We start from the raw sequence: 24,661 nt of genomic DNA on the forward strand, positions 1-24,661 counted from the left end.
AACCGAGGGTCATGACCGGCGTAGTATGCCTAAAAAGCGGACGGGAAGCTTGGCCCGTCGCGGGAAGCGAAGGCTGGTGCCCCCGCATCCCGCTAACGCCCGTCAGTTGAGTTCAACGATCGAGCGGCCGGTCATTTCCTGCGGTACTGGCATGCCCAGCAGAGTCAGCATGGTCGGCGCGACGTCGGCCAGCACGCCGCCTTCGCGGATCGAGACGTTGCGCTTGCCGATATAGATGAAGGGCACCGGCTCACAGGTGTGCGCGGTGTGCGCCTGGCCGGTCATGGCGTCTTCCATCTGTTCGACATTGCCGTGGTCGGCGGTCAGCAGCGCTTCGCCGCCGACCTTGTCCAGCGCCTCGACGATCCGCCCGACGCAGCTGTCCAGGCATTCCACCGCCTTGACCGCCGCTTCGAACACGCCGGTATGGCCGACCATGTCGCCGTTGGCGTAGTTGACGATGATGACGTCGTAGCGCTGGTTCTCGATGGCATCGACGATGCGGTCGGTGACCTCGGGGGCGCTCATCTCGGGCTTCAGATCGTAAGTGGCGACCTGAGGCGACGGGATCAGAATTCGTTCCTCGCCCGGGAAGGGCTCTTCGCGGCCGCCGGAGAAGAAGAAGGTGACGTGGGCGTACTTCTCGGTTTCGGCGATGCGCAGCTGGGTCTTGCCATTGTTGGCCAGGTATTCGCCGAGCACGTTGGTCAGCGCTTCCGGAGCGAAGGCGGCGGGTGCGGGGATGCTCGCGGCGTACTGGGTGAGCATGACGAAGCCGGCCAGCTGCGGCACGCGGGCCCGCGGGAACTCGCTGAAACCGGGCTCGACGAAGCAGCGGGTCAGCTCGCGGGCGCGGTCGGCGCGGAAGTTCATGAACACCACGGCGTCACCATCCTCGACGCGCACCGGCTCGCCAATGCCGGTGGCCTTGACGAACTCGTCGCTCTCGCCGCGCTCGTAGGCGGCGATCAGGCCGTCCACCGCGTAGTCGGAGCGGTACTCGGCCTTGCCCTCGACGATCAGCTCGTAGGCCTGCTGCACGCGGTCCCAGCGGTTGTCGCGGTCCATGGCGAAGTAACGGCCGATCAGGCTGGCGATACGGCCCTTGCCCAGGCGGGTGAAGGTAGCCTGGAGCAGCTCGATGGAGCTTTGCGCGCTCTTCGGCGGGGTGTCGCGGCCGTCGAGGAAGGCATGCAGGTAGATCTTCTCGGCGCCCCGTTGGGCTGCCAGTTCCGCCATGGCCACCAGATGGTCCTGATGGCTGTGCACGCCACCGTCGGAAAGCAGGCCGAGGATGTGCACCGCCTTGCCGGCCCCGGCGGCCTTGTCGACGGCGGCGCAGATGGTCGGGTTGGCGAAGAACTCGCCGTCGCGGATCGCCTTGGTCACCCGGGTGAAGTCCTGATACACCACGCGTCCTGCGCCCAGGTTCATGTGGCCGACCTCGGAGTTGCCCATCTGCCCGTCCGGCAGGCCCACATCCATGCCGCTGCCGGAGATCAGTCCATGCGGTTGGCTGGCCAGCAGACGGTCATAGACCGGCTTGCGCGCGGCATGGATGGCGTTGAACTCGGGGCTGTCGCTGTGCCCGAAGCCATCGAGAATGATCAGTACCAGAGGTTTGGGCGCGGCGGTAGGGGCGACAGGCATGCTTTCGGGCTCCTTGCACGGGGGCGGAAAAGGGCGGCCAGTCTACTGGCTGGCCGTGGCGAGGTCACGAGTCATCAGGGTTCAGCCGGTAGGAGGGGCTGTGTATACTGGCCCGCATTTTATCGCCCGGGTACCCGTTGATGCTCGCTAACCTGATTGAATTTGTCTCTAACCACTATGTACTCAGCAGCCTGTTCGTGGCGCTGTTGATCCTTCTGTTCATCACCGAGACACGCAAGGGTGGCAAGAGCCTGAGCAATCGTGAACTGACGGCGCTGGTCAACAGTGGCGAAGGCGTCGTGTTGGACGTGCGCGTCAAGAAGGAGTTCGATGCCGGCCATATCGTCGATGCATTGAACATTCCCTACGAGAAGCTGGTCAGCCGCACAGGCGAGCTGGAAAAGCACAAGGCCAAGACCATCATCGTGGTCGACGCCATGGGTCAGCACGCCGGAACGGCCTGCCGTGAGCTGCAGAAGGCAGGCTTCACTGCCGCCAAGCTGTCGGGAGGGATTTCCAGCTGGCGCGGCGACAATCTGCCAGTGGTCAAGTAATCATGCCCAAGGTCGTCATCTATACCACCGCCTGGTGCCCGTTCTGCATCCGCGCCAAGGCGCTGCTCGATCGCAAGGGTGTCGCCTACGAGGAGATTCCCGTGGATGGCAAGCCCTCTCTGCGCGCCGAGATGGCCAGCAAGGCCGGGCGTACCTCGGTACCGCAGATATGGATCGGCGATAAGCACGTCGGCGGCTGCGACGAGCTGCACGCGCTGGAGCGCGCCGGACGCCTTGACCCGTTGCTGCAGGCCTGAGGCCGGCGCCGCGGGTGCGCGAACAATTCAAACGACACGCACAACTGGATAGAAGGTTGCAGAAATGACCGAACAAGCTAACAACGGCGGCGCAGCGTCGCAGAACGAACAGGGCGCGCAGTTCTCCCTGCAGCGCATCTACGTCCGCGACCTGTCCTTCGAGGCGCCGAAGAGCCCGGAGATTTTCCGTCAGGAATGGAATCCGAGTGTCGCGCTGGATCTGAACACCAAGCAGAAGGCGCTTGAGGGTGACTTCCATGAAGTCGTGCTGACCCTTTCGGTGACGGTGAAGACCGGCGAAGAAGTGGCCTTCATCGCCGAAGTGCAACAGGCCGGAATCTTCCTGATCAAGGGCCTGGAAGCGGCAGCCATGAGCCACACGCTCGGTGCGTTCTGCCCGAACATCCTCTTCCCGTACGCCCGTGAGGCGCTGGACAGCCTGGTGACCCGCGGCTCCTTCCCGGCGCTGATGCTGGCTCCTGTGAACTTCGATGCGCTCTACGCCCAGGAAATGGCGCGCATGCAACAAGGCGCCGGTGAGGCCCCCAGCACTGCCCACTGATCCATGCGGATCATGCAGGAAGCGTCTGACGCTTCCTGCATTCCCCTCTGCGCCTCAGCGCACCTGCACCACCAGCTTGCCGACCGCTTTGCGCTGACCCAGCGTGGCGATGGCCTGGCCGGCTTCCTCCAGCGTGAAGCGTTGCGACACCAGCGGCTTGAGCTTGCCTTCGGCGTGCCAGGCAAACAGCTGGCGGAAATTCGCAGCGTTGTCCTGCGGCTGGCGTTGGGCGAAGGCGCCCCAGAACACGCCGATCAGTGCCGCACCCTTGAGCAACGGCAGGTTGGCCGGTAGTGCCGGGATATCGCCGCCGGCGGCAAAGCCGACCACCAGCATGCGGCCGTTCCAGGCGATGCTGCGGAAGGCTTCCTCGAACAGCTTGCCGCCCACCGGATCGTAGATCACATCCACGCCCTGGCCGCCGGTCAGTTCCTTCAGGCGCTCCTTCAGGCTCACTTCGCTGTAGTTGATCAGCTCGTCGGCGCCGGCATTCTTCGCCACCTCCAGCTTCTCGGCGCTCGAGGCTGCGGCGATCACCCGGGCGCCCATGGCCTTGCCGATCTCGACGGCAGCCAGACCGACGCCGCCGGAGGCGCCGAGCACCAGCAGGGTTTCACCCGGTTGCAGATTGGCGCGCTGCTTGAGCGCATGCATCGAGGTGCCGTAGGTCATGCTGAAGGCGGCAGCGGTCTCGAAGTCCATGCTTGGCGGAATCGGCAGTGCGTTGCTGCTGGCGACCGCAACCTGCTCGGCGAAGCTGCCCCAGCCGGTCAACGCCATGACCCGGTCACCCACTTTCAGGTGGCTGACCTTCTCGCCGACCGCGGCAATCACGCCGGCCGCCTCGCCGCCTGGCGAGAACGGGAACGGCGGCTTGAACTGGTACTTGCCCTCGATCATCAGCGTGTCAGGGAAATTCACCCCGGCGGCATGCACGTCGAGCAGGATCTCGCTCGGCTTGATCTGAGGGGTGGGGGCATCTTCGACAACCAGGCTTTCGGGCGGGCCGAAGCTTTTGCACAGGACGGCTTTCATCGCTTTTCCTTGTTCGACTGGTCGGACGCTTGCCGCCCGACGATGGATGGCTCGACTGCTCAGGACTATCCAGTCTAGGAGCGCTGCGTGGCGAGGCAATCAGCATCGTTCGCTGTAATGGCGACGTATAAGTGCCAGGCGATAGTGCAACGACTTGGGCGTTGTGCTGCGACTGGTTATGCTGGCGCAGTTTCTTCCTGGAGTCGCAGCGTGAGATACCTACTATCGATGTTTTTCTGCCTGGCATTCGCCGGGGCTGTTCAAGCCAATGAGTCCGCCGAAGAGTCCGCTGCTCCCCAGACCCTCTATTACGCGCTGACGCCTGCGATGGTGGGTAACTATGGCTCCGGCGAGCGACTCAAGTACTACAAGGCCGATGTCGCGTTGCGCATCTCCAGCAAGGAGGTCGAAGATCGGGTCAAACATCATGAACCGCTGATCCGCCACCAGCTGGTAATGCTCTTCTCGCAGCAGACCGACGAGACTCTGAGTGGTCCTGAAGCGAAGGAGCAGCTGCGTCAGGAAGCGTTGAAGCAGGTGCGTGAGGTGCTCGAACAGGAAGAAGGCAAACCGCTTGTCGATGATCTGCTGTTCAACAACCTGATCATCCAGTAGTCAGCGCATCGCCAGGATCGCCATCCACTCGCTGTCGCTCACCGGCATCACCGACAGTCGGCTGCCTTTCTTCACCAGTGCCAGTTCATGCAGTGCTGGCTCGGCCTTCAGGCGCGCCAGTTTCAGCGGTGTCGCGAAGGCCTCGACGAACTCGACATCGACCGCGCTCCACGGATTGGCGTCATCACGCGCCTTGGTATCGTGGTAGGGGCTTTCAGGGTCGAGCGCGGTGGGGTCGGGGTAGGCGCTACGGGATATCCGGCCGATTCCGGCGATACCCGGCTCGGCGCAGCTGGAGTGATAGAAGAAGAACTGATCGCCTTCCTGCATCTGCCGCAGGAAATTGCGTGCCTGATAGTTGCGCACGCCGTCCCAGCGTCCGCGGCCCAGTTTTTCCAGGTCCCGAATTGAAAACTCGTCCGGTTCGGACTTCATTAGCCAGTACGGCATGAACCTTGCTCTCCTGTCAGACGGTTCGATCAGACCATGATGGCAAAATCTCCGACAATCGGCTGCAATAGGGATTTGCGCGGTGCCGAGGCTTAACGGAAAATGCCGCGGCTGTAAGGTGGCCTATCGAGTCCTAGAACGATAAATCACACTGACTCGACGCAAGCATTTCGCCTGGTAGGGGGAGGCGAACACACATGAAACGTAAGCCCGATATTCTGTGGATTTTGGTCTTTATCTTTGGTCTTGGCGTAGTCACCACGGGCTATACGCAGAGTCTGTGGGATCAGCACGATGGCGCGGCCGGCATGGCCCCGGTCATCCAGGTGCAGCAGGCTCAACAGCGATGACCTCGTGCCGCACGGACGCGGCGCTCCGTCACCCGGCGTACCAGCCCTGGTCTGTCACCGTAGCCTGAAGCGCTACATCCCAGCTCTCCAGCGGCAGTCGATCGACTCGCTGGCATTCGTGAGCCAGTCCCAATAACGTCGGTTTGTGACTTTTTTTGCGCATCGCGCGATACGCCAAACTGCGATCATAGAAACCGCCGCCCATTCCCAGTCGCCCACCGTTCCCGTCGAAGCCCACCAGTGGCATCAGCAGCAGGTCGAGTGCCCAGACGCGACGCTGTCGAGCGGTTCGAATCACCGGTTCGAAAATGCCGAAGCGGTTGCGCCGCAGCCGCTCGCCGGGCTTGATGCGCTGGAACACCATGCGCGTGCGCGGCCAGGGGTTGAGGACCGGGAGATAGGTCGCCTTGCCGCGACGCTGAGCCGCTTGCAGCAGTAGGCGTGGATCGATTTCGCCATCGTTGGGCAGGTACAGCGCGATATGCCGAGCGCGCCGAAACTGCGGGTGGTGGGCTAGCTGCCGGTAGAGCCGGCGAGCGGCGAGGCGCTGCTGGGCGGGTGTCAGTTGGCGCCGGGCGTGGCGCAACTTGCGGCGCAGCGCCGGGCGCGAAAGGCCTTCGGCTGCAATCATAGGAAGTGGCTCCCCAGCATGCCGCTGCCCGCGTAGGCCCTTGAACCCGAGAGTTCAAGGTGGCGACTACAGAGTACCTTAAGGCTTTCCGTCAGGCGGACATGCACACCGGCACCACGTGTAGCCTCCATGGTATTGCTTATCGGGAGAGGGTCATCGCCGACTGGCGAACATGCCAGGGAGTTGGGCGGAGTATAACGCAAACCGGCTACCGTTGATCAGTTGCCGGACGGGTTCGGGTCGGTGGCCAGCGCGCTGTCGACGCGCTCTAGGAGCATGCGTACGTGCTCGCGCGCGCTGTTGGCTTCGGCATCCAGGCGGTCATGTTTGTGCAGCAGCTCGTGGGTAATGTTCAGTGCCGCCATCACCGCGACGCGGTCTGCGCCGATGACTTTGCCGCTGCTGCGGATCTCGCGCATCTTGCGATCCAGATAGCGGGCCGCGCCTTCCAGGTTGCTGCGTTCTTCCGGCGGACAGGCAATGCAATATTCCTTGTCCATGATGTGCACGGTGACGGTGTTCGGCTGGGTCATGTGTCCTGCTCCAGGGCTTTCAGGCGCGAAATCATTGATTCGACCTTCAAGCGTGCCATTTCGTTCTTTTCGATCAGATGAGCGCGCTCTTCACGCCAGGCCCGCTCGTTGGCCAGTAGCAGATGGTTCTGCGCCTTGAGCTGTTCGATGCGCTGAATCAGCTGCTCCAGCTTGATGGTCAGCGCTTTCAGATCGGCGTCTTCCATGGGATTCCTGTTGAGGCACTGGTGAAGACGAGGCGATGCCCAGGGGCTTCGATGGTCTTGCCGCGGCCGCCGGTGCTAGGATACGAAGCCTTCATTCTAGTCATTGCGCCACTGTGCGCCTAGCCGCCATGTCCATTCAGAACTCCCCCTACGCCGCTTTCGCCACACTTCTGGCGAGCAGTCCGCAAACCGTATCGCCAGCCGAGCTGCACGGCCTGTTGCTGGGGCGCAGCTGCGCTGGTGCCGGCTTCGATGTCGAGCCCTGGCTGACCGATGCCTCCGACCTGCTCGGCGAGGCGCCTCAGGACAATGTGCGCCAGGCCCTGATCGGCCTGCAGGAGATGGTCAAGGGCGAGCTCGCCGGCGACGACATCGCCATTGTCCTGTTGCTGCCCAGCGACGAAGCACCACTGTCCGAACGCGCCGTGGCGCTCGGCCAGTGGTGCCAGGGTTTCCTGGCCGGTTTCGGCCTGACCGCTGGTGATCGTGCGCTGAGCAGCGAAGCCATGGAAGTGCTGCAGGACCTCTCTGCCATCGCACAGATCCAGGATTCGCTGGAAGAATCCGAGGATGGCGAAACCGATTACATGGAAGTGATGGAATACCTGCGCGTGGCGCCGCTGCTGCTGTTCACCGAATGCGCCAAACCGCTGCCCGCCGCAGCGAAACCGTCTCTGCATTGAGGAAACCGCTCTGTCCATGACTCGCATCCCGAAACCGGAATACGCCCGTCGGCGCAAGGCGCTGATGGAGCTGATGGAACCCAACAGCATCGCCATTCTGCCGGCGGCGCCGATGTACATCCGCAACCGTGATGTCGAGCATGTCTACCGCCAGGACAGCGACTTCCAGTACCTCTCCGGTTTCCCCGAGCCGGAGGCGGTGATCGCCCTGATCCCCGGTCGCGAGCATGGTGAATACGTGCTGTTCTGTCGCGAGCGCGATCCCGAGCGCGAGCTCTGGGACGGTCTTCGTGCCGGGCAGGATGGTGCCATTGCCGAATATGGCGCCGACGATGCCTTTCCCATCGGTGATATCGACGACATTCTTCCCGGCCTGATCGAGGGCCGCGACCGCGTCTACTACGCCATCGGTACCAACGAGGCCTTCGATCACCGGCTGATGGAGTGGATCAAGACCATCCGCGGCAAGGCCCGCCAGGGCGCGCAACCGCCCAGCGAGTTCGTCGCGCTCGATCACCTGCTGCACGACATGCGTCTGTACAAGTCGAGCAACGAGGTGAAGGTGATGAAGCATGCGGCAGAGATTTCCGCCCGTGCGCACATCCGTGCCATGCAGGCCAGCCGCGCCGGCCTGTTCGAGTACCACCTGGAAGCCGAGCTGGACTACGAGTTCCGCAAGGGTGGCGCAAAGATGCCGGCCTACGGCAGCATCGTCGCCGCGGGTCGCAATGCCTGCATCCTGCATTACCGCGAGAACGATGCGCCGCTCAAGGATGGCGACCTGGTGCTGATCGACGCCGGTTGCGAAATCGACTGCTACGCCAGCGACATTACCCGCACCTTCCCGGTCAACGGCCGCTTCTCGCCCGAGCAGAAGGCCATTTACGAACTGGTGCTCAAGGCCAATGAAGAAGCCTTCAAGCACATCGCACCCGGCAAGCACTGGAACGAGGCGCACGAGGCCACGGTGCGAGTGATCACCGCCGGGCTGGTCGAGCTGGGCCTGCTGCAGGGCGAGGTCGACGAACTGATCGCTGGCGAGGCCTACAAACCTTTCTATATGCATCGCGCCGGCCACTGGCTGGGCATGGACGTGCATGACGTCGGCGACTACAAGATCGGCGGCGAGTGGCGCGTGCTCGAGCCGGGCATGGCAATGACCGTCGAGCCGGGCATCTATATCGCCGTGGACAACCAGAACGTCGCCAAGAAGTGGCGCGGCATCGGCGTGCGTATCGAGGATGACGTAGTGGTGACGAAGACCGGCTGTGAGATCCTTACCGATGGCGTGCCAAAAAGTGTTGCCGAGATCGAGGCGCTGATGGCCGCCGCTCGCGAGCAGGTCGCCTGACATGCAGAGCCTGGCGATCATCGGCGGTGGGCTGGTCGGTGCCAGCCTCGCGTTGGCCTTGCAGGACGGCGCCCGTGAGCGCGGCTGGCGGATTCATCTGATCGAGCCGTTCGAGCCGGGCCACGAGTACCAGCCGAGCTATGACGCGCGCTCCACCGCACTGTCTTACGGCACCCGGATGATCTATCAGCGCCTGGGGCTGTGGGAGCGGATCGCCGAGCGTGCCGAACCGATCCTGCATATTCACGTGTCCGAGCGCGGCCGTCTCGGCGCAGCGCGTTTGCATGCGCGCGACGAGGGCGTCGAGGCGCTGGGCTACGTGGTGGAAAATGCCTGGATCGGCCACTGCCTGTGGCAGGCGCTGGATGATCGGGTGGTGGTCCGCCATTGCCCGGCAGAGGCCGAGCGGCTGGAACCCAGCGCCACCGGCTATCGCCTGAGCTTCACCGATGGTCAGACGCTGGCGTGCGAGCTGACCGTGCTGGCCGATGGTGGTCGCTCCGGCTTGCGCGAGCAGCTCGGCATCCAGGTCTCTCGGCGCCCCTATGGCCAGACCGCTCTGATCGGCAACATCACCCCGGGCAAGCCGCACGGCGGGCTGGCCTTCGAACGCTTCACCGAAGACGGCCCGATGGCGCTGCTGCCACTGCAGGACAACCGCTGCGCCCTGGTGTGGACGCGTTCTCCGGCCGACGCCGCGCGCTTGGCGCAGGCCCACGAAGCGGCCTTCCTGGAGGAACTGCAGGAGGCCTTCGGCTATCGCCTGGGCGCCTTGCAGCAGGTCGGTGCCCGCCATCTGTATCCGCTGACGCTGATCGAGGCCGAGGAGCAGGTGCGCTCGGGGTTGGTGGTGCTGGGCAATGCTGCGCACAGCCTGCACCCGATCGCCGGGCAGGGTTACAACCTGTCGCTGCGGGATGTCGATGCGCTGAGTGCCGCGTTGCTGCGCAGCGAGGCGCCGTTGGGCGATCTGCCGGTGCTGCAGGAGTACGCCCGCCGGCAGCGCCTCGATCAACGGCTCACCGTTGGCTTTTCCGATCAGGTGACCCGACTGTTCGGCGACTCCGGACGCCTGGTCGCGGCCGGACGCACTCTCGGCCTGCTCGGGTTGGACTTGACTCCCGCTGCCAAGCGCTGGTTCGCGCGCCAGGCGATGGGCCTGGGTACGCGCGCGGGTTGAGCGCGACAACGAAGGATTCGGCATGAGCGCTTCCAGGCTGGCGCGCAAGGCGCGGTTTCTGCGCTGGGCCATGAATTTCTACCCGCCCTACATCGGAGCCGGTGTTCGGGTGCGGCACATCAGTGCGGATATGCGCCTGGTTCAGGTCAAGATGGTGCTGCGCTGGTACAACCGCAATTATGTCGGTACGCAGTTCGGCGGCTCGCTGTATTCGATGGTCGACCCGTTCTTCGTGCTGATGCTGATGGAGAATCTCGGGCGCGACTACATCGTCTGGGACAAGGCTGCCAACATCGAATTCGTCAGCCCCGGGCGGGGTGCGGTCTACGCCGAGTTCGCCATCAGCGACAAGTTGCTGGATGAGATCCGCGCGAACACCGCCGACGGCAGCAAGTACTTGCCCAGAATGCATGTCGAAGTGCGGGACGGCGAAGGCACGCTGGTGGCACGGGTGCAGAAGACCCTCTACATACGACTCAAGCCGCGGGCGCGGCAGTCAGGAGAGAAGTGATGCAAGCGGATCTGATCATCGTTGGCGCCGGAATGGTCGGCAGTACGCTGGCACTGGCGCTCGACGGCTCCGGACTGAATATCGTCGTGCTCGACGCCAGTCCGCTCGAGGTCGCCGACTTCGATCCGCTGGGCGGCTTCGAGCCCCGGGTCAGCGCGTTGTCCGCAGCCAGTCAGCGCATCCTGCAGCGGGTCGGTGCGTGGCCGGGTATCGCCGCGCGGCGCGCGAGCCCCTACACCGACATGCATGTGTGGGATGGCTCGGGTACCGGCCAGATTCATTTCTCTGCCGAGACCGTGCACGCCGAGGTGCTCGGGCACATCGTCGAGAACCGCGTGGTGCAGGACGCCCTGTTGGAAACGATGCAGCGTGGTGGCAGGTTGCAGTTGATCGGCGACGCGCGTGTCGAGCAGCTGACGCAAACCGCCGAAGGCTGGCGGCTGACGCTGGGCGATGGTCGCGAGTTGCACACGCCCCTGCTGATCGCCGCGGACGGCGCCAACTCGGCGATTCGCCGCCTGGCTGGCTGTGAAACCCGCGAGTGGGACTATCTGCATCAAGCCATCGTTACCAGCGTGCGTTGCAGCGAGGCGCACCAGCGTACGGCCTGGCAACGCTTCACCGATGACGGCCCGTTGGCCTTTCTGCCGCTCGAGCGCGATGGCGATCGGCACTGGTGCTCGATTGTCTGGTCGGTTACTGAAGCTGAAGCCAAGCAGCTCATGGCGCTGGATGACGCGGCATTCCGAACGGCGCTTGGGCGAGCCTTCGAGGAGCGCCTGGGCGAAGTGCTCGAGGTCGATCCGCGGCTGTGCATCCCGCTGCGCCAACGCCATGCCAAACGCTATGTGCAGCCCGGCCTGGCGTTGATCGGCGATGCCGCACACACCATTCATCCGTTGGCGGGGCAGGGCGTGAATCTTGGTCTGCTGGATGCCGCGGTGCTGGCGGAAGTGCTCAAGGCGGCGGTTGCCCGCGGTGAGCGGGTAGCGGATGTGCGGGTGCTGAGCCGCTTCGAGCGTCGGCGCATGCCACACAATTTGGCGATGATGGCAGCCATGGAGGGCTTCGAGCGGCTGTTCCAGGCTGATCTGCTGCCGCTGCGCTGGTTGCGCAATGCCGGTCTCAAGGCCGTCGAGGCGCTGCCGGAGGCGAAGGCGCTGTTCGTGCGTCAGGCGCTCGGACTGAGCGGTGATCTGCCCGAACTGGCCAAGCCCTGATATCAGATTGATATTTACAAAAGATTACCTGCACGATTTGTCGCATTGAGAAGGTAAATAACATTCACTATTATTTGGCCTCTGTTCCAACTCACCAAGAGGCTGTTTCATGCAGGCAAGCAAAGGTTTACTCGCCGCCCTGGCGCTTACGGCGCTGTCGGGCGCTGTCCAGGCTGCCGACGAAGTGGTGGTTTACTCCTCGCGCATCGACGAGCTGATCAAGCCGGTGTTCGACGCATACACCGAGAAGACCGGTGTCGCTATCAAGTTCATCACCGACAAGGAAGCTCCGCTGATGGCCCGCATCAAGGCCGAAGGCGAGAACACTCCTGCCGACCTGCTGCTAACCGTCGATGGTGGCAACCTCTGGCAAGCCGAAGAAATGGGCCTGCTACAGCCGCTCGATTCCCAAGTGGTGAAGGACAACATCCCCGCTCAGTACCGCTCCTCCAGCGACGCCTGGACTGGCCTGTCGCTGCGCGCGCGGACCATCGTTTACTCCCCGGAACGGGTCAAGGATGGCGAGCTGACCACCTATGAAGCGCTGGCCGACAAGAAGTGGGACGGCCGTCTGTGCCTGCGTACCAGCAAGAAGGTCTACAACCAGTCGCTGACCGCCACCATGATCGAGACCCATGGTGCCGAGAAGACCGAACAGATCATCAGGGGCTGGGTCAGCAACCTCGCTACCGATGTCTTCGCCGACGATACCGCGCTGGTCCAGGCGGTTGATGCCGGGCAGTGCGACGTCGGCATCGTCAATACCTACTACTTCGGCCGCCTGCACGCGCAGAATCCGCAGCTCAAGGCCAAGCTGTTCTGGCCGAACCAGGAAGATCGCGGCGTGCACGTCAATCTGTCGGGCATCGGCCTGACCAAGCACGCACCGAATCCGGACGCCGCGCGCAAGCTGGTGGAGTGGATGACTGGCGCCGAGGCGCAGAGCATCTTCGCTGACATCAACATGGAGTATCCGGCCAACCCGAGCGTCAAGCCGTCTGCCGAAGTGGCCGCATGGGGCGAGTTCAAGGCCGACACCATCCCGGTGGAAGTGGCTGGCAAGCGCCAGGCCGAGGCCATCAAGCTGATGGATCGCGCCGGCTGGAACTGATCAGCCTTTCGCGCTTGCAGCGCTGACGTGCGGCTCCGGCCGCTACGTCAGCCGCTGCGGTTATACTCGGCGCCCCGGCCTGGTCCGGGGCGTCGTCTTTTTTGCTGTCGAGGCTTGAGTGTCCCATCCCGTCGAGCGCCGCTGGTATCCCATCACTTTCGCCATCGCCGCACTGGTGCTGCTGCCGCTGAGCATTCTGCTGTTCAGCTGGAGCAGCATCGACACCGAGATCTGGGCGCACCTGTGGGATACACAGATGCCGCGGTTGCTGGGCAACACCCTGACCCTGGTGCTTGGCGTCAGCGTTGGCGTGGTCGTGCTCGGCGTCAGCCTCGCCTGGCTCACGGCGCTCTGCGAGTTCCCCGGCCGCCGCTGGCTGGACTGGGCGCTTATGCTGCCGTTCGCGATTCCGGCCTACGTACTGGCGTTCGTCTTCATCGGCCTGCTGGATTTCGCCGGTCCGGTGCAAACCCTGGCACGCGAGTGGTTCGGCAGTGGCATCCGCTTTCCGCGAGTGCGCTCGACCGGTGGCGTCATCACGGTACTGGTGTTGGTGTTCTACCCCTATGTCTACCTGCTGGCGCGTTCGGCCTTCCTCGCCCAGGGCAAGGGGCTGATGGAAGCGGCGCGGGTGCTCGGCCAGTCCCCCTGGCAGGCTTTCTGGCGCGTGGCGCTGCCGATGGCGCGGCCGGCCATCGGCGCCGGGCTGGCGCTGTCGATGATGGAGACGCTGGCCGATTTCGGTGCGGTGTCGGTATTCAACTTCGACACCTTCACCACCGCCATCTACAAGACCTGGTACGGTTTCTTCAGCCTGACCAGCGCCACGCAGCTGGCCAGCCTGCTGTTGCTGGCGGTGATGCTGGTGCTCTACGGCGAGCGTCGTGCCCGCGGTGCGGCGCGCCCGGCCAACGAGCGTGCGCGCTCGGCGGCACTGTATCGGCTGACCGGAATGAAGGCCTTTGCCGCCAGCGCCTGGTGCGGCCTGGTGTTTCTCTGCGCGTTCGTCATACCTGTGCTGCAACTGCTCGTATGGCTCTGGCAGCGCGGCCGCTTCGACCTCGACGAGCGCTATGCCGGGCTGATCCTGCATACGCTGTACCTGGGCGGCATCGCTGCGCTGATCACCGTTACCGCGGCGTTACTGCTGGCCTTCGCCCGGAGGCAGGCTCCGGTGCGCTCGGTCCGCAGTGCGGTGAGCCTGGCCAACCTCGGTTATGCGCTGCCCGGCTCGGTGCTGGCGGTGTCGATCATGCTGGCGTTCAGTTATCTCGACCGGCACATGGTGATTCCGCTGTCCAGCTGGCTGGGCGGGGCGGGCAAACCGATCCTGCTCGGCAGCCTCGGCGCCTTGCTGCTGGCCTATCTGATCCGCTTCATGGCAGTCGCCTTCGGCCCGCTGGAGAACGCCCTGGCACGAATTCGCCCTTCGTTGCCGCAGGCGTCGCGTAGCCTCGGCGTCGGCGGCCCGGCCCTGTTCTTGCGCGTCTATCTGCCACTACTGCTGCCGGGCACCCTGAGCGCAGCGCTGCTGGTGTTCGTCGACGTGCTCAAGGAGATGCCGGCAACCCTGCTGATGCGTCCGTTCGGCTGGGACACCCTGGCGGTACGCATTTTCGAGATGACCAGCGAGGGTGAGTGGGCACGTGCTTCGCTGCCGGCGCTGACCCTGGTGTTGGTGGGCTTGCTGCCGGTGGTGCTGCTGATTCGGCGCTCGGCGAGACGTCCAGGCTAATCGTGCGACTTGGACGCACGGTGCTGAACGGCGCGGCCGCGCTGCTGCGGGCCGCGGGTCGACCTCCAGTCTCCTGGCGCCTGAAGCGCAGTGACCTACCGTCACCTTGGGGCTACAATGCGCGCCATTCGAAAGTCGCCGAGCCTCGCGGGGCCCGGTTTTACTGACTTTTCCAATGCCGATTCGGCGACCTGCCCGGAAGGAGAAACCCATGGGTCAGCGCACTCCCCTCTACGATCAGCACCTTGCGCTCGGCGCCAAGATGGTCGATTTCGGTGGCTGGGACATGCCACTGCATTACGGCTCACAGGTGGAAGAACACCATCAGGTGCGACGCGATTGCGGGGTCTTCGATGTCTCGCACATGACCGTGGTGGATGTCGCCGGCGAGCAGGCCACCGCCTATCTGCAGCGCTTGCTGGCCAACGACGTGGCACGCCTGAAGAGCGCCGGTCGCGCCCTTTATAGCGCCATGCTCAATGAGCGTGGCGGGGTCATCGATGACCTGATCGTCTACCTGACCGACTGGGGCTACCGCCTGGTGGTCAACGCCAGCACCCGCGACAAGGACCTGGCGTGGATGCAGACCCAGATGGCGGGCTTCGCCGTCGAGGTCAACGAACGCCCGCAGCTGGCCATGCTGGCCATCCAGGGGCCGCACGCCCGCGCACGCACGGCCGAGCTGGTCAGCCAGGCGCGCGCCACCTTGATTCACGAACTCAAGCCGTTCCAGGGCCTGGCCGAAGGTGACTGGTTCATCGGTCGCACCGGCTATACCGGCGAGGACGGCCTGGAAATCATCCTGCCGGCCGAGCAGGCGCCGGACTTTCTCAGCGAGCTGGTCGGCGCCGGCATCCCGCCCATCGGCCTCGGTGCGCGCGACACCCTGCGTCTGGAGGCCGGGCTGAACCTGTACGGGCAGGACATGACCGAGGAGGTTTCGCCGCTGGCCGCCAACATGGGCTGGACCGTGGCCTGGGAACCGGCCGAGCGCGACTTCGTCGGCCGTGCCGCGCTGGAGCAGCAGCGCGCCCAAGGCGATCTGCCCAAGCTGGTCGGCCTGGTGCTGGAAGAGCGCGGCGTGCTGCGTGCCCATCAGGTGGTGCGGGTGACCGGTGTCGGCGACGGCGAGATCACCAGCGGCAGTTTTTCTCCTACGCTTGGCAAATCCATCGCTCTGGCGCGCGTGCCGGCTGGCACCGCCGAGCGCGCGGAAGTGGAGATTCGTGGCAAGTGGTATCCGGTGCGGGTCGTGCAGCCGACATTCGTGCGGCACGGCAAGGTACTGGTGTAAATTCGACCGACTGTTTTGCGCGACTGCTGTCAACAGCCTTGAGGATCCAACAATGAGCAATATCCCCAGCGATCTGCGTTACGCCGCCAGCCACGAGTGGGCCCGTCTCGAAGCGGACGGCAGCGTCACCGTCGGCATCTCCGATCACGCCCAGGAGGCGCTGGGGGATGTGGTCTACGTCGAGCTGCCCGAGGTCGGGCGCCAGCTCAATGCCGGTCAGGAAGCCGGCGTGGTCGAGTCGGTAAAGGCCGCCTCCGACATCTATGCCCCCGTTTCCGGAGAGGTGATCGCCATTAACGAGGCGCTGGCCGATTCACCCGAGCAGGTCAACAGCGACCCCTACGGCAGCTGGTTCTTCCGCCTGCAGCCGAGCGACAAGGCGGAGCTGGACAAGCTGCTCGACGCAGCCGGCTACCAGGCCGCCTGCGACGCCGACGCCTAAGCATCATCCGCAAAAGCCCCGCTCTGTCGGGGCTTTTGTTTTTTCCGAGAGTAGCGACCATGCCGTATATGCCGAGCCTTTCCCAACTCCAGCAAACCGATGCCTTTCTGCGCCGTCACCTCGGCCCGGATCAGGGCGAACAGCAGGCCATGCTCGACGCGCTGGGGCTGGCCAGCCGCGAGCAGCTGATCGAGCAGACCGTGCCGCCGGCGATCCGCCTGCAGGGCGAGCTAAATCTGCCGTCCGCGCTGGATGAACAGGCGGCGCTGGCCAAGCTCAAGGGCTATGCCGAGCAGAATCAGCTCTGGACCAGCCTGATCGGCATGGGCTACCACGGCACCATCACCCCGCCGGTGATCCTGCGCAACGTGCTGGAGAATCCGGGCTGGTACACCGCCTACACACCCTATCAGCCGGAGATCGCCCAGGGTCGGCTGGAAGCGTTGCTGAACTATCAGCAGATGATCATCGACCTCACCGGCCTCGATCTGGCCAACGCCTCGCTGCTCGATGAGGCGACCGCAGCAGCCGAGGCCATGACCCTGGCCCGGCGCATGGCCAAGAGCAAGAGCAACCGCTTCTTCGTCGACGAGAATTGCCATCCGCAGACGCTTTCGGTGGTGCAGACCCGTGCCGAAGCGTTCGGCTTCGAACTGGTGGTCGGCACGCAGGACGACCTGGCCGGACACGAGGTGTTCGGCGCGCTGCTGCAGTACCCGGATACCCACGGCGAGATTCGCGACCTGCGTCCGGCCATCGAGCAGCTACACGCACAGCAGGCGCTGGCTTGCGTGGCGGCCGACCTGCTCAGCCTGCTGTTGCTGACCCCGCCGGGCGAACTGGGTGCCGACGTGGTGCTCGGCTCGACCCAGCGCTTCGGTGTGCCGATGGGCTACGGCGGCCCGCACGCGGCCTATTTCGCCAGCCGCGACGAGTTCAAGCGCGGCATGCCGGGCCGCATCATAGGCGTGTCCAAGGACGCCCGCGGCAACACCGCACTGCGCATGGCGCTGCAGACCCGCGAGCAGCACATCCGTCGCGAGAAGGCCAACTCCAACATCTGCACCGCGCAGGTGCTGCTGGCCAACATCGCTGGCTTCTACGCCGTCTATCACGGCCCGCAGGGCCTCAAGCGCATCGCCCAGCGCGTCCATCGGCTGACCGCCATCCTCGCCGCGGGTCTGGAGCAGAAGGGCATCGTGCGGCTCAACCGGCATTTCTTCGACACCCTGACCCTCGAGGTCGGTGGCGCGCAGACTGCAATCATCGAAAGTGCCGAGGCTGCACAGATCAACCTGCGCATCCTCGGTCGCGGCCGGTTGGGCGTGAGCCTCGACGAGACCTGCGACGAGCGCACCGTCGAGCACCTGCTGGCGATCTTCCTCGGTGCCGATCACGGCCTCGATGTCGCCGCGCTGGATGCGGGTGAGCTGGCCGCGGGCATTCCCGCAGGGCTGCAACGCGAGAGCGGTTACCTGGAGCATCCGGTGTTCAACTCGCACCACAGCGAAACCGAGATGCTGCGCTACCTCAAGCAGCTGGAAAACAAGGATCTGGCGCTGAACCAGGCGATGATCCCGCTCGGCTCCTGCACCATGAAACTCAACGCCACCAGCGAAATGATCCCGATCACCTGGGCCGAATTCGCCAACCTGCATCCGTTTGTCCCGCGCGGCCAGGCGCAGGGTTACAGGCTGATGATCGAAGAGCTGGAAGCCTGGCTCTGCGCGATCACCGGTTTCGACGCCATCAGCATGCAGCCCAACTCCGGTGCCCAGGGCGAATACGCCGGCCTGGTCGCGATCCGCAAGTATCACGAGAGCCGCGGTGAAGGGCAGCGCGATATCTGCCTGATCCCGTCCTCGGCGCACGGCACCAACCCAGCATCGGCGCAAATGGTCAGCATGCGTGTGGTCATCGTCGAGTGCGACAAGGGCGGCAACGTCGATCTCGAGGACCTCAAGCGCAAGGCCGCCGAGGCGGGCGACCGGCTGTCCTGCCTGATGATCACCTATCCGTCGACCCACGGCGTCTACGAAGAAAACGTGCGCGAGATCTGCGCCGCGATCCACGCCCAAGGCGGCCAGGTGTACATGGACGGCGCCAACCTCAACGCCCAGGTCGGCCTGGCGCGACCGGCGGATATCGGTGCCGACGTCTCGCACATGAACCTGCACAAGACCTTCTGCATCCCCCATGGCGGTGGCGGCCCGGGCATGGGGCCGATCGGCGTCAAGGCGCACCTGGCGCCGTTCGTGGCCAACCACCCGGTGGTCGAGCTGGAAGGTCCGCAACCGGGCAACGGTGCGGTGAGCGCGGCGCCCTGGGGCAGCGCGAGCATCCTGCCGATCAGCTGGATGTACATCGCCATGATGGGCCCGCAGCTGCGCGACGCGACCGAGGTGGCAATCCTCGGTGCCAACTACCTCGCCAACCGCCTCGGCGGGGCGTTCCCGGTGCTCTACAGCGGACGCAACGGTCGTGTCGCCCACGAGTGCATTCTCGATCTGCGCCCGCTCAAGGCCGCCAGTGGCATCAGCGAGGAGGATGTCGCCAAGCGCCTGATGGACTATGGCTTCCATGCGCCGACCATGTCGTTCCCGGTGCCCGGCACGCTGATGATCGAGCCCACCGAGAGCGAGTCGAAGGCCGAACTGGATCGCTTCGTCGAGGCGATGCTGAGCATCCGCGCGGAGATCGCCAAGGTGCAGGACGGCGAATGGCCGGCGGACAACAACCCGCTGGTACGCGCGCCGCATACGCTGGCTGACGTGATCGGCGAGTGGGATCGGCCGTACAGCATCGCCGAGGCGGTGACGCCAAGCGCCCATGCACGCGCGCACAAGTACTGGCCGGCGGTGAACCGCGTAGACAACGTCTACGGCGATCGCAATCTGTTCTGTGCCTGCGTGCCGGTGGATGCCTACCGCGACTGAGTTGCGCTGAGGGCCGGGTGGGCGTCGATTCTCGGCGCCTTTCCGGCTTCTGCGAGGTGATTGGTGGGGTGAATTCGGGCGATTTTAGCGATTGGTGCCGGACTTCGTAGGGTGGATGTCGCTTTTTACATCCACCGTAGCTCCGGCCAGGGCTGCAGGAACCGGCAACGCCTGACCCACTCTATGCCTCAGGCTCGTGCTCGTCTTCGGCTGCCTCGTCCAGCATTCCCAGCCAGTTCGCCAGCACCAGCTGCGCTTCCTCGACCCCCTGCCGCTTCGGTGCCGAGAACAGCTGCACGCTGACATCGGCACCCCAGCCCTTGCGGATATCGCGTTGGATGGCCAGCAGCGCGTTCTTCGCCGCGCCGAAGGCCAGCTTGTCGGACTTGGTCAGCAGGATGTGCAGGGGCATCTGGCTGGCGCTCGCCCAGTCCAGCATCATGCGGTCGAATTCGGTCAGGGGATGGCGAATGTCCATCATCAGGAACACCCCGGCCAGGCTTTCGCGACTGCCCAGGTAGGCTTCCAGATGGCGCTGCCAATGCTGCTTGAGCGGGATCGGCACCTTGGCGTAACCATAACCCGGCAGGTCGACCAGGCGGCGCTCGTCATCGAGGCGGAAGAAGTTGAGCAGTTGAGTGCGCCCAGGCGTCTTCGAGGTCCGGGCCAGATTGGCGTGAGTGAGGGTGTTCAGCGCACTGGACTTGCCCGCATTGGATCGACCGGCGAAGGCCACTTCCAGACCCTCGTCGGCCGGGCACTGATCGACCTTGGCGGCGCTGATCATGAAGGAGGCCTGTTGGCAAAGGCCGAGAATCGGGTTTTTCGGTAGCATGGTCGTTCCGGTGAGTGCGCGCGGGGTGCGGCAATGGTTCGTTTCCGTTTCAGGAACGGAAGTATATAATGCCGCAGTTTTTATGTGCGCTTTGGCCTGATGTCAGGCGCCGGATGGCGTTCGGCCGGTATCAGGCGCAACGTGCGTCTGCGGGCCGCCGCCGGAGACGAAAGTCCTGCGTGCCACTATAACGAGCGTCGTCCCGGTTTTGATGCCGTGCGCGACCCGATGAATTCCCTTTCAAACCCTTAGCCGTAGTTGGATTAGCTGATGAACAAAATACTCGTGAGTCTGCTGTTGACCCTTGGCATCACCGGTATGGCCCACGCGGCTGGAAACGCCGAGGCTGGTCAGGGCAAAGTTGCAGTGTGTGGCGCCTGCCACGGTGTCGACGGCAACAGCCCGGCGCCGAACTTCCCGAAACTCGCCGGCCAGGGCGAGCGCTACCTGCTCAAGCAGCTGCATGACATCAAGGCTGGCAGCACCCCGGGCGCCGAGGAAGGCGTCGGTCGCAAGGTGCCCGAAATGACCGGCATGCTCGACCCGTTGAGCGATCAGGATCTTGAAGACATCGCCGCCTACTTCGCCAGCCAGAAGGGCAGCGTCGGTTATGCCGATCCGGCTCTGGCCAAGCAGGGCGAGAAGCTGTTCCGTGGCGGCAAGCTGGATCAGGGCATGCCGGCCTGTACCGGTTGCCATGCGCCGAATGGCGTCGGTAACGACCTTGCCGGTTTCCCCAAGCTGGGTGGCCAGCACGCTGCCTACACCGCCAAGCAGTTGACCGACTTCCGCGAAGGCAACCGTACCAACGACGGCGACACCATGATCATGCGTGGCATCGCCGCCAAACTGAGCAACAAGGACATCGAAGCGCTGTCCAGCTACATCCAGGGCCTGCACTGATAGCCGTTGCAGCCTGAGCAGAAGGGCGTCCGGGCCACCAGCCCCGACGCCCTTCTGCGTTTTCGGGGCCTGCTTCATTGTCTGTATCACGTGCTTGCACAGTCGGATGAAAAACGCTGGCGAGTCCCGGCGTTTTGCTGCAGCCTGTTGCGCCATTGGTCCGTCGTTAACAGGAGTATTCCATGCGTAATTTCCTACTCACTGCCGTTCTCGCCGCCGCCAGCCTGTTCGGTCTGGCAGCCCAGGCAGCGGAGTTCCAGGCCGGCAAGGAGTATGTCGAGCTGAGCAGCCCGGTGCCGGTTGCAGAGCCGAGCAAGATCGAGGTGGTCGAGCTGTTCTGGTATGGCTGCCCGCACTGCTATCAGTTCGAGCCGACCGTCAAACCATGGGCCGAGCAGCTGCCGGATGACGTCGATTTCAAACGCATCCCGGCGATGTTCGGCGGTATCTGGAACGCCCACGGACAGCTGTTCATCACGTTGGAATCCATGGGCGTCGAGCCCGAGATTCATGATGCGGTGTTCGCCGCCTATCATCAGGACCGCAAGAAGCTCGCGACCCCCGAAGAGATGGCCGAATTCCTCGCCGGCCACGGCATCGACAAGCAGGCCTTCCTCAAGGCTTACAACTCCTTTGGCGTGCGCAGCCGCGTGGAGCAGGCCAAGAAGCTTGGCATGGCTTACCAGATCACCGGCGTACCGGTGATGATCGTGAACGGCAAGTATCGTTTCGATCTCGGTTCTGCCGGCGGCCCGGAACGCACGCTGCAGGTGGCCGACTTCCTCATCGAAAAAGAACGCGCAGCGCGGTAGCCGAACGTGCTGCGCCGCTGGAGCGCTCCGCGCCACGCCGGCCCCGGCAAGGCTCGGGTCAATCCCCACTGTCTGGCCAGCAGCGGCCTGCCGGCGGACGGGCGGCTGCGGCTGCTCAGTTTCAACATCCAGGTCGGCATCAGCACCGAGCGCTACCACCACTACCTGACGCGCAGCTGGCAGCATCTGCTGCCGCATCCCGGACGCGCCGGAAACCTGCAGCGCATCGGCGAACTGCTCGGCAACTACGATCTGGTGGCCTTGCAGGAAGCCGATGGCGGCAGTCTGCGCTCCGGTTATGTCAATCAGGTCGAGCATCTCGCCCAGCTGGGCGCGTTTCCCTACTGGTACCAGCAGCTCAACCGGAACCTCGGGCGCTTCGCCCAGCACAGCAACGGTGTCTTGAGCCGGCTCGAGCCGCAGAGGCTGGAAGACCATCCACTGCCGGGACCATCCGGACGGGGCGCCATCCTGCTGCGCTTCGGCGAAGGGGCGGACGCGCTGGTGGTGGTCATGATGCACCTGGCGCTCGGTGGCGGGGCACGGGCGCGCCAGCTGGCCTACATCCGCGAGCTGATCGGCGGCTACCGCCATCAGGTACTGATGGGTGACATGAATACCCACGCCAACGACCTGCTGGAGAACTCCCCACTGCGCGACCTCGGCCTGCTCGCACCGCAGGTCGAGGCGACCTTTCCAAGCTGGCGGCCGCAACGCTGCCTCGATCACATCCTGTTGAGTCCGAGCCTGGCGCTTGAGCGCGTCGACGTGCTGCCGTTGCCGATCTCCGATCATCTGCCGGTCGCCGTGGAGATCAGGTTGCCCGACGCGTTCAGGGCGGATTCTCTGCCGGTTCAGGTACAAGAAAGCAAATGAGCGACGAAGCCGAACGCTGGAAAGAAAAGTATCTGCAGCTGGTCGAGCGCCAGGACCGGCTGGAGGCCCGCTGGGAGCAGCGGGTGGACTTGCTGCGCCGCAGTCTGGTGCGCAGCAGCCTGGCGGTGGAGGGGGCCGATCCAGCCGTCGAGCGCTGCCTGCAGCAGATGCGCGAGATTCTGCGCGACGGCGATCTGGACGATGGCCTCGGGCAGCTGGTTCCCCGTCTGGAAAAAGCCGTGCTGGACTCCGAGCGGCATCGTCAGGAGCGTGCCGTGCAGCTGACCGAAGCGCTGCATCGGCTGGTTGCTCAATTGCTGGGGATGTCCTTGCCGGCCGAATTGCGCAAGCCGCTCAAGCGTTTTGCCAAGGAGTTGGATCAGCGCGCGACCCGGCTACGCGAACTGCCGGTACTGCTCAGTGAACTCAGTGTGCTGCAGGGCCAGGTTCTGGACCTGCAAGGACTGGGCACGCCGCAGCAAAGCGGGTTTTTGAAGCGCCTGTTCGGCAATCGGGACAGTCAATCGGTGGCGATCCCGCTCGAGGCGGCGATTCCAGCGGCGCTGACGGTCGAGACCGAGGTGGTTGCCGGCAGCGCGATGACCGGTGCGTCCGCTGCGGCCGTGATGCCAGCCTTGCCTGAGCCGGCGAGCGACGAGCAGCAAGCGCTCGAGCCCGCCGCAACAGCGGCTGAGCCCGAAGTAGCCGCACCGGTGGCGGATGCCGAGCAGAGGCCAGTGGCCGAGCCGCAGGCGGCCGCCTACGCCCTGCCGGACTCACCGGAGCCCGCCTACAGCGTGGTTGCCGAACGCGTCGAGGCGACGCTCGCCAGCCTGCTCGACAGCCTCCATCTGCCCGAACAGCATCAGCCGCGGCTGCAGCTGTTGCGCGCCCGCATTCAGCATGGCTTGAACTGGTACGAGCTGGTACCGGTGCTGGATGACCTGGCGATGCTGATGATTGCCTTCAGCGATCAGGGGCAGCGGGATTTCGAGAACTACCTGCAGACGCTCAACGAGCGGCTCACCGCGATGCAGGAAAACCTGCTCGCCGCGCACCAGGGCCATACCGAGGGCCGCGACGCCGCACAGACGCTCGATGCCGAATTACGCGAGCAGGTCGGCGGACTGCAGGACAGCATGCGCCAGGCCACCGATCTGTCGAGCCTGAAAAAGGTGGTCGAGGCGCGCCTGGATGGTCTGCTGACCACGGTGGATACCTACCGGCAAAAGCGTAGCGAGCAGGAGCAGAAGCTTGGCGAGCGACTGCAGCAGTTGGTCAGCCGGGTCGGCAGCCTCGAACAGGCCGCGCGGGGGTTGCGCGGCCATCTCGAGGAGCAACGGCAGAAGGCTCTGCAGGATCCATTGACCGGGCTGCCCAACCGTGCCGCCTGGAACGAGCGCCTGGATCTGGAATTCGCCCGCTGGCAGCGCTATGGCGGCGACCTGTTACTGGCCGTGCTGGATGTCGATCACTTCAAGCGGGTCAATGATGGATACGGTCATCTGGCCGGCGACCGGGTGCTCAAGATCATTGGCTCGGAGCTGCAGAAGCGGCTGCGCAAGACCGACTTCATCGCCCGCTTCGGCGGCGAGGAGTTCGTCGTGCTGCTGCCCAACACGCCCCAGGAAGCGGGGCGGCAGTTGCTGGAAACGCTGCGCGAATCCATTGGCAGCTGCCCGTTTCACTTCAAGGGTGAACGCATCGTGATCACGCTGTCGGCAGGCCTGACCGCCTTTAGCGATGGCGACACCACAGAGCGTGCCTTCGAGCGCGCCGACAGCGCGCTGTACCGCGCCAAGGAGGCCGGCCGCAATCGGGTCGAACCGGCCTGACCGGCTGACGCCGCGAGCCTGCGGTCGCCTGGGTATAATCCGACCGCGCTGCCAAGCGCTGCCATGCCGGCGCGCCTGCCGGTCATCCGATCTG

The 24,661-nt window shown here is 64.5% G+C and carries 26 protein-coding genes and 1 other RNA gene; 19 read left to right on the forward strand and 8 right to left on the reverse strand.

The features are described from left to right. Nucleotides 1–102 precede the first annotated feature (102 nt). On the reverse strand, nt 103–1,650 hold the full coding sequence (gene gpmI, locus ACX1DW_RS18220) for a 2,3-bisphosphoglycerate-independent phosphoglycerate mutase (RefSeq protein WP_316958648.1): 1,548 nt from the start codon (nt 1,648–1,650) through the stop codon (nt 103–105). A 140-nt stretch (nt 1,651–1,790) separates the two neighbouring features. Here gpmI and ACX1DW_RS18225 point away from each other — a divergent pair, with 140 nt between their 5' ends. The 3 genes from ACX1DW_RS18225 (at nt 1,791) to secB (ending at nt 3,023) form a co-directional block, all read left to right on the forward strand. Beyond that, nucleotides 1,791–2,204, forward strand: a complete 414-nt coding sequence (locus ACX1DW_RS18225) for a rhodanese-like domain-containing protein (protein ID WP_003303316.1) — start codon at nt 1,791–1,793, stop codon at nt 2,202–2,204. Nucleotides 2,205–2,206: 2 nt separating this feature from the next. Next, nucleotides 2,207–2,461 carry a glutaredoxin 3 gene (gene grxC / locus ACX1DW_RS18230; protein WP_458992084.1) on the forward strand — a complete coding sequence of 85 codons (255 nt, stop codon included), beginning with the start codon at nt 2,207–2,209 and terminating at the stop codon, nt 2,459–2,461. A 64-nt stretch (nt 2,462–2,525) separates the two neighbouring features. Beyond that, the gene (secB, locus tag ACX1DW_RS18235; RefSeq protein WP_125852302.1) at nt 2,526–3,023 is read left to right on the forward strand and encodes a protein-export chaperone SecB; all 498 of its coding nucleotides are present in this window, start codon (nt 2,526–2,528) and stop codon (nt 3,021–3,023) included. 54 nt (nt 3,024–3,077) lie between these two features. On the opposite strand, the gene ACX1DW_RS18240 is transcribed toward secB, so the two are convergent. Further along, entirely contained in the window at nt 3,078–4,058 is a 981-nt protein-coding gene (locus tag ACX1DW_RS18240) for an NADPH:quinone oxidoreductase family protein (protein WP_125883046.1), read from the reverse strand. 228 nt (nt 4,059–4,286) lie between these two features. Between ACX1DW_RS18240 and ACX1DW_RS18245 the strand changes: the two genes are divergently transcribed. Continuing rightward, nucleotides 4,287–4,673, forward strand: coding sequence for a flagellar basal body-associated protein FliL (locus ACX1DW_RS18245; RefSeq protein WP_231600326.1), 387 nt, complete (start codon nt 4,287–4,289; stop codon nt 4,671–4,673). Here ACX1DW_RS18245 and ACX1DW_RS18250 read toward each other — a convergent pair whose 3' ends face one another. Next, complete coding sequence (locus tag ACX1DW_RS18250) at nt 4,674–5,123, reverse strand: EVE domain-containing protein (protein WP_458992085.1); 450 nt, start codon at nt 5,121–5,123, stop codon at nt 4,674–4,676. It lies immediately after the preceding gene. A gap of 197 nt (nt 5,124–5,320) precedes the next feature. Here ACX1DW_RS18250 and ACX1DW_RS18255 point away from each other — a divergent pair, with 197 nt between their 5' ends. Further along, the gene (locus ACX1DW_RS18255) at nt 5,321–5,473 is read left to right on the forward strand and encodes a hypothetical protein (protein WP_014818647.1); all 153 of its coding nucleotides are present in this window, start codon (nt 5,321–5,323) and stop codon (nt 5,471–5,473) included. Nucleotides 5,474–5,501: 28 nt separating this feature from the next. Here the strand turns inward: ACX1DW_RS18255 and ACX1DW_RS18260 are convergent, their stop codons facing one another. The 4 genes from ACX1DW_RS18260 to ACX1DW_RS18275 all read right to left on the reverse strand — a co-directional run bounded on the left by ACX1DW_RS18260 (nt 5,502) and on the right by ACX1DW_RS18275 (nt 6,843). Then, nucleotides 5,502–6,104 (reverse strand): 5-formyltetrahydrofolate cyclo-ligase, encoded by a 603-nt coding sequence (locus tag ACX1DW_RS18260; protein WP_102838982.1) that lies wholly within the window; start codon nt 6,102–6,104, stop codon nt 5,502–5,504. A gap of 6 nt (nt 6,105–6,110) precedes the next feature. Beyond that, a non-coding RNA gene (gene ssrS / locus ACX1DW_RS18265) (6S RNA) lies at nt 6,111–6,289 on the reverse strand. A 33-nt stretch (nt 6,290–6,322) separates the two neighbouring features. Continuing rightward, nucleotides 6,323–6,637, reverse strand: coding sequence for a cell division protein ZapA (locus tag ACX1DW_RS18270; RefSeq protein WP_003303305.1), 315 nt, complete (start codon nt 6,635–6,637; stop codon nt 6,323–6,325). Beyond that, nucleotides 6,634–6,843: a TIGR02449 family protein gene (locus tag ACX1DW_RS18275; protein WP_063541102.1), complete on the reverse strand. Its 210-nt coding sequence runs from the start codon at nt 6,841–6,843 to the stop codon at nt 6,634–6,636. Before ACX1DW_RS18275 ends, ACX1DW_RS18270 begins: the two co-directional genes overlap by 4 nt. Nucleotides 6,844–6,971: 128 nt before the next feature. On the opposite strand from ACX1DW_RS18275, the gene ACX1DW_RS18280 reads away from it, so the two are divergent. The 10 genes from ACX1DW_RS18280 to gcvP all read left to right on the forward strand — a co-directional run bounded on the left by ACX1DW_RS18280 (nt 6,972) and on the right by gcvP (nt 19,306). Next, entirely contained in the window at nt 6,972–7,526 is a 555-nt protein-coding gene (locus ACX1DW_RS18280) for a YecA/YgfB family protein (protein ID WP_102838981.1), read from the forward strand. A 16-nt stretch (nt 7,527–7,542) separates the two neighbouring features. Continuing rightward, on the forward strand, nt 7,543–8,877 hold the full coding sequence (gene pepP, locus ACX1DW_RS18285) for a Xaa-Pro aminopeptidase (RefSeq protein WP_458992086.1): 1,335 nt from the start codon (nt 7,543–7,545) through the stop codon (nt 8,875–8,877). A gap of 1 nt (nt 8,878) precedes the next feature. Then, complete coding sequence (gene ubiH, locus ACX1DW_RS18290; RefSeq protein ID WP_458992087.1) at nt 8,879–10,057, forward strand: 2-octaprenyl-6-methoxyphenyl hydroxylase; 1,179 nt, start codon at nt 8,879–8,881, stop codon at nt 10,055–10,057. Between the two features lie 22 nt (nt 10,058–10,079). Beyond that, on the forward strand, nt 10,080–10,568 hold the full coding sequence (locus ACX1DW_RS18295) for a DUF4442 domain-containing protein (RefSeq protein ID WP_125872106.1): 489 nt from the start codon (nt 10,080–10,082) through the stop codon (nt 10,566–10,568). After that, on the forward strand, nt 10,568–11,788 hold the full coding sequence (locus tag ACX1DW_RS18300) for a 2-octaprenyl-3-methyl-6-methoxy-1,4-benzoquinol hydroxylase (protein WP_458992088.1): 1,221 nt from the start codon (nt 10,568–10,570) through the stop codon (nt 11,786–11,788). The genes ACX1DW_RS18295 and ACX1DW_RS18300 overlap by 1 nt, the downstream gene beginning before the upstream one ends. Nucleotides 11,789–11,897: 109 nt before the next feature. Further along, on the forward strand, nt 11,898–12,899 hold the full coding sequence (locus ACX1DW_RS18305) for an extracellular solute-binding protein (protein ID WP_161611730.1): 1,002 nt from the start codon (nt 11,898–11,900) through the stop codon (nt 12,897–12,899). A gap of 118 nt (nt 12,900–13,017) precedes the next feature. Beyond that, a complete protein-coding gene (locus tag ACX1DW_RS18310; protein WP_208217002.1) occupies nt 13,018–14,634 on the forward strand; it encodes an ABC transporter permease in 1,617 nt (538 codons plus the stop codon). Between the two features lie 211 nt (nt 14,635–14,845). Beyond that, entirely contained in the window at nt 14,846–15,928 is a 1,083-nt protein-coding gene (gene gcvT, locus ACX1DW_RS18315; protein ID WP_110778757.1) for a glycine cleavage system aminomethyltransferase GcvT, read from the forward strand. Nucleotides 15,929–15,980: 52 nt separating this feature from the next. Then, the gene (gene gcvH / locus ACX1DW_RS18320) at nt 15,981–16,370 is read left to right on the forward strand and encodes a glycine cleavage system protein GcvH (protein WP_013984409.1); all 390 of its coding nucleotides are present in this window, start codon (nt 15,981–15,983) and stop codon (nt 16,368–16,370) included. A 59-nt stretch (nt 16,371–16,429) separates the two neighbouring features. Further along, the gene (gene gcvP / locus ACX1DW_RS18325) at nt 16,430–19,306 is read left to right on the forward strand and encodes an aminomethyl-transferring glycine dehydrogenase (RefSeq protein WP_458992089.1); all 2,877 of its coding nucleotides are present in this window, start codon (nt 16,430–16,432) and stop codon (nt 19,304–19,306) included. A 181-nt stretch (nt 19,307–19,487) separates the two neighbouring features. Here the strand turns inward: gcvP and yihA are convergent, their stop codons facing one another. Next, nucleotides 19,488–20,141, reverse strand: coding sequence for a ribosome biogenesis GTP-binding protein YihA/YsxC (gene yihA / locus ACX1DW_RS18330; RefSeq protein ID WP_133455319.1), 654 nt, complete (start codon nt 20,139–20,141; stop codon nt 19,488–19,490). Between the two features lie 270 nt (nt 20,142–20,411). On the opposite strand from yihA, the gene ACX1DW_RS18335 reads away from it, so the two are divergent. The 4 genes from ACX1DW_RS18335 to ACX1DW_RS18350 all read left to right on the forward strand — a co-directional run bounded on the left by ACX1DW_RS18335 (nt 20,412) and on the right by ACX1DW_RS18350 (nt 24,567). Further along, nucleotides 20,412–21,044 (forward strand): c-type cytochrome, encoded by a 633-nt coding sequence (locus tag ACX1DW_RS18335; RefSeq protein WP_063541113.1) that lies wholly within the window; start codon nt 20,412–20,414, stop codon nt 21,042–21,044. Between the two features lie 182 nt (nt 21,045–21,226). Continuing rightward, nucleotides 21,227–21,856: a thiol:disulfide interchange protein DsbA/DsbL gene (locus ACX1DW_RS18340; protein ID WP_063541114.1), complete on the forward strand. Its 630-nt coding sequence runs from the start codon at nt 21,227–21,229 to the stop codon at nt 21,854–21,856. A gap of 6 nt (nt 21,857–21,862) precedes the next feature. Then, nucleotides 21,863–22,732, forward strand: a complete 870-nt coding sequence (locus ACX1DW_RS18345; RefSeq protein WP_133455320.1) for an endonuclease/exonuclease/phosphatase family protein — start codon at nt 21,863–21,865, stop codon at nt 22,730–22,732. Then, nucleotides 22,729–24,567 (forward strand): diguanylate cyclase, encoded by a 1,839-nt coding sequence (locus ACX1DW_RS18350; RefSeq protein WP_458992090.1) that lies wholly within the window; start codon nt 22,729–22,731, stop codon nt 24,565–24,567. The genes ACX1DW_RS18345 and ACX1DW_RS18350 overlap by 4 nt, the downstream gene beginning before the upstream one ends. Nucleotides 24,568–24,661: the final 94 nt, after the last annotated feature.

The sequence above is a fragment of the Stutzerimonas sp. KH-1 genome (genome assembly GCF_054483855.1).